This is a genomic window from Lacisediminimonas sp., assembly GCF_030645335.1.
Classification (GTDB): Bacteria; Pseudomonadota; Gammaproteobacteria; order Burkholderiales; family Burkholderiaceae_D; genus Lacisediminimonas.
Map to the genome: position 1 here is coordinate 1 of NZ_JAUSNH010000148.1, position 10,798 is coordinate 10,798.

A 10,798-nucleotide genomic window follows, 5' to 3' on the forward strand; every position below is an offset into this window, starting at 1 on the left:
TTGCGGGCCTCTTCGGCAAATGCTTCGCCAACGTCTTCCGTGTTGGCAATCACATGCTGGGCCAGGGCCTTCAGGCTTTCGCGCATCTTGCTGGCGGCTTCATCGAGTTCAGATGGTACCGGCGCTCCGGAAAGGTTCAACCTGGCAGCAGAGGGAACGCGCGTGACTGCAACCGAACCGCATAACGGACACGCAATGCGCTGGCCGTCAGACTGGCTCTGGAAATCCTCAGCCGACGAGAACCAGCCTTCGAAAGCATGGTTGTTATTGCAGTTGAGGTTATAGACTTTCATTGCGTGATCAGTTGGAGGTGCTGGTTGCAAAGTATAAAAGTCAGGACATTGCAACTTCAGTGAACCGGGTCTTATGGTACCGCAAGCTACGCAAAGTCATCACCCGCATTGTGCGCTGCGGGGACTACTGTGTTAACTGCAAGCGGCACATCTTGGCGGCGCCGTTGCCTGCTTGTGGATCGTGCCCGGCCCGATCCCGCGCCGCTTATCTGACCTGGAGAGCGAAATGAAAAAATTAATTGTTGCGGTTGTCATTGCATTGGTGGCCGGCTGTGCCGGCATGGGTACATCCGATCCGCCCCCCGGCACCTTGCCGGACCAAATACAGTTCTGATGCGGTGTGATCGATGTTGACAGCAAACGCTACGCTGCCTGTGACGCTTGCCGGTCGCAGGCAGCGGATGCGTTCCAGATGCCGGGACCTCGCCGTCTGGCTGACGCTGTCGGCTGGATCTGCCGTCGTCATCCCGAGCGCTTGCAGCGCCTCGTTGTGGGCGGACGAATCCGCCCTTTCGCTAATCGCATAAGCAATTAAACCGCGCAAACCGCAATCAATCATTGCGGTTTGCCTTGGGTCACCGTGTCATGAAAGGAATCCTGCAATGGCAAGTACGACTGACTTTACTGAAAGAAGGCATATTCCCGACCGCCGCTCTGAATTCGGAACCAGCACCACCGGCAGCGAAGTCCGGATGAAGGCCGCCGAATGGATACCGATGCTGTTGCTGATCGTCGGTGGCGTCAATTGGGGATTGGTTGGCTTATTCGGCTTTGACCTGGTCGCCTATCTGTTTGGCGAAATGAGCACCGCTTCGCGCATCGTTTATGTCGCCGTCGGCGTGTCTGCACTGTATTCGATCTATCTCGGCAGCAGGCTGTCGAGCAAGCGTCAGTGAGTCGGGTGGCGCTGCACCGCAGCGCCATATCGTGCTTACGTGACCGGCATTTCTATACAGAAGGCGGCTCCGGGAGAACGGCCCGGGGCGATCGGGATGTCGCCACCATGCGCGCGCTTTCATACGCACATCGTCACCGACGACAGACTCAGCGCTCGACTGGGCGAGCGCCTCACTGAATCACAATATCCACTCGGTTTCCTCCGGCGCCGACCTGCCTTGTTGCAGGGCAAACCGCTTCGCCAGAAAGGTGCTGGGCACGTGCTAAAATCGCGCCCTCTGCAATGACGGGTTTGCCAAAGCCACCACATCGCGCGTCGCTGGACGCTGTGGGCGGCAACAGGCATCCGTCACACCGCCCGAGTGGTGAAATTGGTAGACACAGCGGACTTAAAATCCGCCGCGCCTGAACAGCGCTTACCGGTTCGATTCCGGTCTCGGGCACCAAGTTCATAGGGAAAACGGCCCTTGGCGGGCAGGTGAAGAAGTCCGGTTTCCAGCTCACCCAAAATCGTCGACTGTGCATTTTTTTGCCATCCGATGCTGGTCTTTCCGGAAAACTATCGATTCGCTAGCCCCTTTTTTATCCGGAGTCAGCTCAAGGGAGTGGACTGTTTTACCTCACACCGCTTGACCAAAAGTTGGATGGCGGGTTACCTTGCAGTCAAGGCAGCTTCTCGCGGATCGCAGCTGCTACCCGCCGGGCAACCGGTCTGCACACTGTGCAGATATTCAAGAGGTGACCGACTAGATGTACGTAGCCCCTGCCCTCGAAAGAGTCCAGGGGCTACTTCTTTTTGCGCAGTGCATCCGCGCAAATTGCTTTGAATAAACGCGGCTTCATTCTCTGCACATGCTTTGGCTGCTCACGCTCGAACGCAGACTGTAGGAATAGCAAGAGGCATTGTTCCCCTCGTCGGGTCAGGTCCACCCGGAAATACATTTGGTAATGCCGCTGCTGCCCCAGGCGATCCAGAATCTCGAAGGTCATGTAGTTGTTGTACTGGGCCTCATAGCATCGACGTTCGCTCAAGCCAAAATCCGGCGTTGCTGCCAAGTACCCGCTCTAGTAGCAATGCGGCCTCGTCGGTAAGAGGCACCCGGCCATTGATCAACTGGCACGGAGATGCCTATTAACCACGAAGAACGCGCCCCCTCCGTAGTTTCTCATTCGCGCCAAATTTCCACGCCCGAGTCTGCCTATAATGTCCTCCCGGCATTAAAAACAAAGGGAGACAAGGTGGATACAGCACGCAGGAGCCTGATGAAGACCGCGGCCACGGCCGGAATCGGCGCCATCGCCGGTTGCGCATTGCCGACAACGGCCGACAGTGACGCCAAGACGCCGTTCAAGGTGGCGCATACCTTGATTCCCATTGTCGGCACGTCCGACATGTTCCCGGTCCGCCGCATTTACTGTATCGGCCGGAATTACGCGGCGCATGCGCGTGAAATGGGTTCGGACCCGACCCGTGAACCGCCATTCTTTTTCCAGAAGCCGACCGATGCGATTCAGCTGGTGCCGGTGGGCCAGACCGTCGATCACCCGTATCCGCCGCTGACCAAGAACTATCATTACGAAATCGAGCTGGTCGCCGCACTGGCAAAAGGCGGACGCAATATTCCGATCGACAAGGCGCTCGAGCTGGTCTACGGCTATGCAGTCGGCCTCGACATGACGCGCCGCGACCTGCAGCGATTCATGGGCGACCAGAAGAAGCCGTGGGAGATTGGCAAGAGCTTTGACCGCTCGGCGCCGATCGGCCCGATTCATCCGGTATCAAGGGTCGGTCACTTCACCAAGGGCGCCATTACCTTGAAGGTAAATGGCAACGTGAAGCAGCGTGCCACGCTGAATCAGATGATCTGGTCCGTCGCGGAGCAGATCAGCAAGCTGTCGGAAGCCTTCGAGTTATTCCCTGGCGACATCATCTATTCGGGTACGCCGGAAAATGTCGGACCGGTCGTCCGGGGCGACGTGATGCAGGGTCATATCGACGGACTGCCGGAGATCACCGTGAAAGTGGTGTAAGCCCTGGCTTGAATCCAGGCACGGCCTGAACGAGGAAAGGGAGCGGCTTTGCCGCTCCCTTTTCAATTGCGCCGCCGGATGATCCGCGTATTGTGCGGATACGATATCCGATTAACGAATGAAACGATCGCACCATTGCTAAAGGGAAACTTAGCGCGTAGCGTCCGCGCATGAGCACCAAAAATATCAAGCACAAATGACCCCGGGCCGCGGCCTGGCGGTTTTGACCGCTGCCTTGCTGACCCTCACGGTGTGCAGCGCACAGGCAACACCCGCCCGGACCTCACTCACTGGCGCCTCTGGATTTTCAGCCTGCCCACAGTTCTTTGCGGATGCAAAGCCGCCGCTCGTACCGACGCATCTGCTGGCGCGCACGAAAGCATTGTGTTACGACGGCTTCGCGATCCTGTATTCCGGAAAAACCAAGACGCCAGTCTTTGTGGCGCAGCGTCTTTCCAAGGAAGGGCTTCTTCAGGCACGTGATGAAGCAAGGTCAGGCTCATTTTTCCAGGACGCGCGGCTTCCCTTCGCAGACCGCGCCACGCTCGAGGACTACCGCGGTAGCGGTTATGACAGGGGCCACATGGCGCCGGCCGGCGATATGGCGAACGCTGCCATGATGAGCCAGAGCTTTTCACTGGCGAACATTGTGCCCCAGGCGCCAATCAACAATCGCCGGGCCTGGGCCAGTATCGAAAAAGCGACGAGGAAATACGTTATGCGGGCTGCGGGGCCGGTATTTGCCATTACTGGCCCGGTGTACATGTCCGGCTCGCAATCTATCGGACCAGGCCGTGTCGCCGTTCCAAGCCATCTGTTCAAGCTGGTCTATGACCCGGCTACCAAGCGAGCCTGGGCGCACTGGCTTGAAAATTCCGACACAGCGAAGGTCGCCAAGCCGATCAGCTACGCTGAGTTAGTGGAGAGGACCGGCATCAAATTCTTGTCTGTGGACGATTAGGCAAGCGCCGCCGGATCAATGGAACGATAGGAAGTATCCAGGCGCCTGAGGCGGGCCTTGACCAAAATGGCCCTTCACGCCCCCGTCATCAGCCCGGCCTGCATAGCCTTTCGTCTCAGCAAACGCTGCCTGCCGGTCTCCCCTGCCATCAGATCAAGGCTTGCGTGCCGTCACCAGCAAGACGGTACCGGCGACAATCGCGCCAATACTTGCCCACAGCGGAAAATCAATCCGCTGCTTCTCGTCGACGCTGAAATGCATCGAGCCGATTTCGGCCTTGTGCGTTTGCGTTACATAGCTGAAGCCGCCGCGCACGACACCGAACAGGCCGGCGGCGATCAGCAAGACCGCAATGACTTTCAATGCATTCATGCGCTGCTCCTTAAAAAGGTTTGCGGCCGCGAATTACGCGCACCAGGATGATGACGACAGCGATCACCAACAGGACGTGGACAAAGCCACCCAAGGTGGTCGCCGAGACCATGCCCAGCAGCCAAAGGATGACCAACACAATTGCAATCGTTTCCAACATAGTTTTGTCCCGGTTTTCGTTGCGAAAAATGGAGGCGGACTGTTTGTCAGCACTCAGGCATGCAAGTTAGCGCCTTCACCGCTGAAGGTATGTACGCAAGCGCACGCACATGCGAGCGACGCCTGATCTGGCCACGCCCTGGATCCGGAACAAGACACGGCCGCGAAAAATATTTCCATGCGGAAATTCAGAGAGCCTATACTGTTTCTATACGGAAACAAAATGCGACTGCATGATGCTTGTCATGCGAACCAGATAGTCGCTGGAGACTGGAAATGCGCGGGATAACGAAGATCATTGCGATCGCCATCGCCATACTGGCCAGCACTCTATGGGCGAGTTCCGCTTCCGCGTTGACGCCGCAGCAGACCCGGGAATGTCAGCAGAAGCTGCCGCCCGCCTATGTAAAAGTCCAGTTCATACCTGCCCGTCCTGAAGTGAAGACGCTGCCGGGCAAACAACTCGCCCAGACCGTCAAGCAAGCATCCGAAACCACATTCAACGGTGCAATCGCAGGCTGGACCGATGGCTTGCTGGAGGTGACGGTCGATATCAGTGCGGAACAATGGCTGCTTTCCCCCACCGAACTGTGCTTCTCACCGATGGTGAGCGTGGATCTGAGCTTTCGCGTCATGAACGTATTCGTGGCAAGCGAACTGACGCAAGACCCCTGCGCTTACCATTACGTGGTCGATCATGAAATGACGCATGTCGTCTTCAACAACGAGGCGATGGAAAAAGCGGCGGAGGAATTGCGCCGGGCACTACTACGGCGTCAATTCGAGAATCAAGGCCCCATTGCTACCACCCCGCAGGGGCTGAACATGGCGATCCGGCAAATGAAAAGTTCGATTGCGACCAGTGCGCACCGGATCTTCAGCCAGCACAATAACCAGCATGGCCTGATAGATAACCACGCGATGAGGGCGAAATCGCTGGCAGTCTGCAACGCGGCGATACCCGGCTTGCTCAACGGTGAGCCCAAGCCGCCGGGATAAGGCGGCGACCGGGCAACGTTCAGGGGAAAGCGGCAGGGCCCAGCACCAATGGCTTGCCGCCAACGCCGGCATGGATCTGCCGCCGTGCAATACCGGTTATCTTCGGCTCGAATGCACGAAACACGGCTTCTGCTTCGGCTTTGGCCAGGTTGCGTCCGGACAGGTGAACCAGCGCTTCATGCGTGATCAGGCAAGCATGGTTGGCGCTCTCGACGCGCACTGAAAATTCAACGCCCGCATTGGTGGTTGACGTCGCGCTTATTGCCTCACTCATCACTATTCCTCGTGGTTATCCCAATGGCCGGAAATCGGCGCTTCGGGTCGCGCTCATGTGTACGCTGTTTACTGCCTCGTGTATATGAATTTCTGGCCAGTGCGGACAGGCAAGAACATTGCATCCTGATCAGCGCTCCCCCATCGACTCGCGAACCGTCTTGGTGACCGGCTTGGTCAGGTAACGCAGTACGGTCTGCTGGCCAGTCTTGATCTCCACCGTCGCCGTCATGCCGGGAGTGATGTCGATTTTCTCATTTTCACGGCCGGCGAGGTTGCGCCCGGTGGTCTTGATCTGCACGCGGTAATACGGCTGTTCATTGCCGCGCACATCTTCATTCAGGGTGTCGGCGCTGATGTAGGCTACCTTGCCATTCAACACGCCATAAATCGAATAGTCGTAAGCATCCATCTTGACGGTCGCCGGCAGGCCCGGCTTGACGAAGGCAATGTCGGCCGGCCGCACCTTGGCTTCCACGATCAGGTCATCGTCCGCCGGCACGATCTGCATGATCTCTTCGCCGGGACGGGCAACACCGCCCAAGGTAGTCAGGCGCACGTTGCGCACCACGCCATCCATCGGCGAGCGCACTTCGGTAAAGTCGAGCTGCTCCTTGCGCTGCGCGGCGATTTGCTGGGCGCTGGCCAGGTCTTCCTGCGCCTTGACCAGTTCAGTCTGCGCGTCTTGCAGGAACTTGTTGCGGCGGTTGGTAATCTGCGCCTGCACATCGACCAACTGGCGCTGCAGCTTGATCACTTCGGCGCGGCTGACGTCGCCGGTCTTGAGCAAAGGCTGGTTCATTTCCAGCTCTTCCTTCACCAACTGGCGCGCGCTCTCCAGCGCTTGCACTTCTTCTTGCAGCGCACTTTGCCGCTTGCGGTACAGCGCCATCTGATTGTCGCGAAATTCTGGGTAGCGTCCGGCATCGCCCGGCAGCACCAGCTGGCGGCCGAACACTTCTGCCTGCAGCCGCGCCATCGTCATGCTCAAGGCAGCCAGCTTGGCCTGGCTTTCCAGGTAGCCCGCTTCCGCCTTGGTCTTGTCAAAGCGCGCCAGCAATTGTCCGCGCTTGACCAGGCCGCCTTCGCGCACCGGCATCTCGGCCAGCACGCCGCCTTCGGGCACCTGGATCACCTGGTTGCGCGAACTGGCGATCACCTGGCCGTTGGTGCGGGTGATCTGGTCCAGCTCGGCCCACTGCGCCCACAACACGAATCCGGCTACCGCCAGCACACTGCCCCACACCAGCGCCCTGCCCGTTCGCTTCTCTTGCTGCATCATGCTGCGGCTCCCTGGGCGGCGGCGGGGCGACCCGCCAGCTTCGCCATGATTTCATTGCGTGGGCCATCAGCCACCACGCGCCCGCCCTGCAGCACGATGATGCGGTCCACCAGCGGCATGACCGCGTTCTTGTGGGTGCTGATCAACAAGGTCGCACCTTGCTGCGCGACGTCGCGCAATACCTGCACCACCCGCGCCTCGGTGGCGGAATCCATGTTGCCGGTCGGCTCGTCGAGCAGCCAGACCTTGGGCTTGGCCAGCAGCATCCGGGTGAACGCAATCAGTTGCCGCTGTCCGCCGGAAACCCCGCGTCCGCCTTCGGTGATTTCCAGCGCCAGGCCGCGCGGCTGGCCCAGGATCAGGTCCGACAAGCCGGTGCGTTCGGCTGCTGCCAGGATCGCTTCATCGCCGGGGTCGGTCAGGCCAAGCAACAGGTTTTCGCGCAGCGTTCCCGAAAACAGCCGCGCCTCCTGCGGCAGGTAACCGACATGTTCGCGCACCATTGCCGGCGACAGCAGTGCTGCATCCATGCCGTCCAGGTAAACCTTGCCCTCGGTCGGTCGGTACAGGCCGGAAGCCAGCTTCAACAGCGTGCTCTTGCCGGAACCGATCGGGCCAATCAGCGCGACCCGGCCACCGCGCGTAATGCCGATGTTGTCGACTTCCAGCGCATTGCGCTGCTGCCCGCCATAGGCAAAGCGAACCCGCTCGATGCCAATGTCGCCGTCCAGCACACCGGGCGCCAGGTGCGCATGCGCGTCATCTTCTTCATTGGGCAGCGAAATGATCTTGTCGATGCCTTCGATGGCGGCCCGGGCATGCGCCCACTGCACCATCACGCCCGGCAACTGGATGATCGGCGACATCGCGCGATTGCCGATGATGGAGCAGGCCAGCAATGCGCCCATCGTCAGCTTGTTGTCGGTCACCATCCACGCGCCGGTTGCCACCAGCAGCACATAACTGACCTGTTGCAGGGTGGCAGTCAGGTTTTGCGACAGCGAGGAATGCATGCGGATCGCCTGCTCGGCGGCGGTGCCTTCTGCCACCAGCCGGTTCCAGCGCGATTGCAACAGCCATTCGGAGCTGGATGCCTTGACTGATTCGGCGCCATCCACCGCCTCCACCAACAGGCCGGCGCTCTTGTAACTGGTAGCCAGGTTCTCGCGCGTATGGCGCTGGATCACGCGCTGGAACACCAGGCCGCAAACAAGGGCCAGCGGCAAGGCCACCAGGGGCACCACCACGATCCAGCCGCCGATCATGCCGATCACCAGCAGGAACAAAATCGAAAATGGCACGTCAGCCAGCACGAACAGCGAAGTCGACGCCAGCACCGCGCGCACTTGCTCAAACCCTTTTACCTGCGACGCCAGCGTGCCCACCGATGCCGGCCGCGCCTCCATGCGAATGCCCAGCATGCGCCGGAAAAACCATTCGGACAGTTCGGAATCGATCGCCTTGCAGGTCTTGTCGACCGCATGGCTGCGCACCTGCTTGAGCATGAATTCCAGCGCCACCGACAACAGCACGCCGACCGACAGCACCCACAAGGTGTTGTAGCCGGCATTCGGAATCACGCGGTCGTACACCTGCATCGAATACAGCGAGGTGCCCAGCGCCAGCAAGCTGGCCAACGCGGTTGCCAGCACCGCATCGAAAAACACGCCGCGACGGCGCCAGATTGCCGCGCCCACCAGTTGCAGCGCCGTCGGCAGCTTGCCGGCATTTTGCCGCACCGGCAGCGAAAAACATTCCGCGCCGGCCAGCTCAGCCAGCGCTGTGGCAACGCCGCCCGCCGACTCGGCCTGCCAGCTGCCGTCGCCGTTGCGGCGCTGTAGCAGCAACCAGCCATGCACCTGGTGGAAAGCCACAAACGGCAAGTCGGCGGCAGAGGGATTGTTCAGGACGGATGGTTCACCACCGAGCTCGGCGCTGCGCCAAGCCAGCGCAAACAGTTGCCGCGCATTGGCGTTGTCGGCAGCGTCGTCCACGGCGCGGTCCAGCGCCGTGCGCCGTGCGGACGAGACGCGCTGCCGCGCCAGGCGTGCGGCCCGTTCCAACAGGTTGGGCAAGCCTTGTCGCAGCAATGGATTCACATTCTTCACATCGTTTCCCTGGATTTCTTGTTCATCATTGCAGCCGCTACCGATCCCTGGCTGTGATTGCCGCTCACTGCGCCGCCAGCGTGCCGGTCTGCGCCCGCAGCCGCAAGCTCGCGCCCAATGCCTGCGCACGCGCATCCTCGACCGCAAAATCAGCCTGGGTGGATTCACGCACGGCATTCAACACATCCAGCCAGCTCTTGCGCCCGATCACGTACTGCCGGGTGTAGGAGGCAAATACGTCGCCCGACATTTGTCGCGCCTGCAGCGCATTCTCCAGCCGCTGGTTTGCCGCTTGCAATTCATTCCAGTCCAGCGTGATGCGTTCGTCGATTTCGCGCAGTGCCGCCTCGCGCGCCTGCCGTACCGCCTCGCGACGGGCAACGGCTGCATCCACGCCGGACTGTGCCGACAGGCCAGCTCCTGGTTGCGCCTGCAGCACGACCAGTGCGCGGCTTTCGCTGGTGCCGCCTAGTGCCCGCTCCAGCCGGAACGCCAGCTGCGGATACAAGGCGCCACGGCGCACGCCGATGTCTGAACTGGCAGCCGCCTCTTCAAAGCCCAGCCGCTGCAACACAGGCGAATAGTTGTTTGCCAGGTCACGCGCGGATTCGATGCCGGACGGTGTGCCCGCTTGCGTCAGGCCCTGGGTGCTGACGTCGGCCACCGGCCGGCCGGCCAGCTGGCTCAGTTGGGTCAGCGCGACCCGGTAGCCCTGCGCGATCTGCGACTGGTCGTTGATGGCCTGGTACAAGCGCGCCTGCGCCAGGCTCTGGTCGACTGCGGAACTGACTTCGCGGCTGACGCGACGGCCGATCATGTCGAGCAGGCGGCGATGTTCCGCCACGCTGGCGTCGGCTTGCTGCAAGCGCGCCTTTTGCCGGACGGCTTCGACCATGGCGGCGATCACGCGCAGCCGCAGGTCGACCCGGGTTTCCTCGATCGATGCGCCGGCTGCATCAAGCCGGCTGCCTGCCGCGTCGATGCTGGCGCTAATGCGGCCGCCGTTATAAATCGGTTGCTCCAGTCGCGCCACACCGCTGCTGCCATTGACGTTGCGGCTGGTCGCTTCCAGCGACGGGGTCGGATAGCGGGCCCACTCGGCGCCGGATTTTTCGGCACGCGCGGCCTCCTGCGCCGAGCGTTTGCCCATCATCAGCGGATGGCTGTCGGTGGCCGATTGCAGCAGTTGGGCAAAAGTCCATGCTTGTTGGGCATGCGATTGCGCCGCGCCAAGCAGGAGGGAAAAGCCCAGCAGCACAAGTCGTGCTGGCCGGGCAAATCGTGGAAGGAAAATTGAATTCATGGCAGTCCCGTTCGGGCACTCCGGGACACAGTGTAGCGAAGCGACAGCAAGCTGCTGATCCTAGGCAATGCGGGTTCGATCATAGCAGCAGGGAAGCAAGTTTTGCTTGCTTCCCTGCTG

12 protein-coding genes and 1 tRNA gene are annotated in these 10,798 nt (G+C 60.5%); 5 read left to right on the top strand and 8 right to left on the bottom strand.

Features of this window, described 5'->3' with window-relative positions; all coding sequences use genetic code 11:
• Positions 1 to 293 (bottom strand): DUF1178 family protein (locus Q7T64_RS10475; protein WP_304795257.1); only part of this gene is annotated, 293 nt, incomplete at its 3' end.
• A 602-nt stretch (positions 294 to 895) separates the two neighbouring features.
• Here Q7T64_RS10475 and Q7T64_RS10480 point away from each other — a divergent pair.
• Positions 896 to 1,189: a DUF378 domain-containing protein gene (locus tag Q7T64_RS10480; RefSeq protein WP_304795259.1), complete on the top strand. Its 294-nt coding sequence runs from the start codon at positions 896 to 898 to the stop codon at positions 1,187 to 1,189.
• Positions 1,190 to 1,546: 357 nt separating this feature from the next.
• A tRNA-Leu gene (locus Q7T64_RS10485) sits at positions 1,547 to 1,636 on the top strand.
• 340 nt (positions 1,637 to 1,976) lie between these two features.
• Here Q7T64_RS10485 and Q7T64_RS10490 read toward each other — a convergent pair.
• Positions 1,977 to 2,246, bottom strand: a complete 270-nt coding sequence (locus Q7T64_RS10490) for a hypothetical protein (RefSeq protein ID WP_304795261.1) — start codon at positions 2,244 to 2,246, stop codon at positions 1,977 to 1,979.
• A 207-nt stretch (positions 2,247 to 2,453) separates the two neighbouring features.
• Here Q7T64_RS10490 and Q7T64_RS10495 point away from each other — a divergent pair, with 207 nt between their 5' ends.
• Both Q7T64_RS10495 and Q7T64_RS10500 read left to right on the top strand, forming a co-directional pair.
• A complete protein-coding gene (locus Q7T64_RS10495; protein ID WP_304795264.1) occupies positions 2,454 to 3,221 on the top strand; it encodes a fumarylacetoacetate hydrolase family protein in 768 nt (255 codons plus the stop codon).
• Positions 3,222 to 3,417: 196 nt separating this feature from the next.
• Positions 3,418 to 4,182 carry a DNA/RNA non-specific endonuclease gene (locus Q7T64_RS10500; RefSeq protein WP_304795266.1) on the top strand — a complete coding sequence of 255 codons (765 nt, stop codon included), beginning with the start codon at positions 3,418 to 3,420 and terminating at the stop codon, positions 4,180 to 4,182.
• Positions 4,183 to 4,335: 153 nt separating this feature from the next.
• Here the strand turns inward: Q7T64_RS10500 and Q7T64_RS10505 are convergent, their stop codons facing one another.
• Both Q7T64_RS10505 and Q7T64_RS10510 read right to left on the bottom strand, forming a co-directional pair.
• Positions 4,336 to 4,554: a hypothetical protein gene (locus Q7T64_RS10505; protein ID WP_304795268.1), complete on the bottom strand. Its 219-nt coding sequence runs from the start codon at positions 4,552 to 4,554 to the stop codon at positions 4,336 to 4,338.
• A 10-nt stretch (positions 4,555 to 4,564) separates the two neighbouring features.
• The gene (locus tag Q7T64_RS10510) at positions 4,565 to 4,714 is read right to left on the bottom strand and encodes a lmo0937 family membrane protein (RefSeq protein ID WP_304795270.1); all 150 of its coding nucleotides are present in this window, start codon (positions 4,712 to 4,714) and stop codon (positions 4,565 to 4,567) included.
• A 275-nt stretch (positions 4,715 to 4,989) separates the two neighbouring features.
• Here Q7T64_RS10510 and Q7T64_RS10515 point away from each other — a divergent pair, with 275 nt between their 5' ends.
• Positions 4,990 to 5,712 carry a hypothetical protein gene (locus tag Q7T64_RS10515; RefSeq protein ID WP_304795271.1) on the top strand — a complete coding sequence of 241 codons (723 nt, stop codon included), beginning with the start codon at positions 4,990 to 4,992 and terminating at the stop codon, positions 5,710 to 5,712.
• 19 nt (positions 5,713 to 5,731) lie between these two features.
• On the opposite strand, the gene Q7T64_RS10520 is transcribed toward Q7T64_RS10515, so the two are convergent.
• The 4 genes from Q7T64_RS10520 to Q7T64_RS10535 form a co-directional block, all read right to left on the bottom strand.
• Entirely contained in the window at positions 5,732 to 5,986 is a 255-nt protein-coding gene (locus Q7T64_RS10520) for a DUF1488 family protein (protein WP_304795273.1), read from the bottom strand.
• Positions 5,987 to 6,115: 129 nt separating this feature from the next.
• Positions 6,116 to 7,267, bottom strand: a complete 1,152-nt coding sequence (locus Q7T64_RS10525) for an HlyD family type I secretion periplasmic adaptor subunit (protein ID WP_304795275.1) — start codon at positions 7,265 to 7,267, stop codon at positions 6,116 to 6,118.
• A complete protein-coding gene (locus Q7T64_RS10530; protein ID WP_304795277.1) occupies positions 7,264 to 9,375 on the bottom strand; it encodes an ATP-binding cassette domain-containing protein in 2,112 nt (703 codons plus the stop codon). The genes Q7T64_RS10525 and Q7T64_RS10530 overlap by 4 nt, the downstream gene beginning before the upstream one ends.
• 64 nt (positions 9,376 to 9,439) lie before the next feature.
• Positions 9,440 to 10,678, bottom strand: coding sequence for a TolC family protein (locus Q7T64_RS10535; RefSeq protein WP_304795279.1), 1,239 nt, complete (start codon positions 10,676 to 10,678; stop codon positions 9,440 to 9,442).
• Between the last annotated feature and the right edge of the window lie 120 nt (positions 10,679 to 10,798).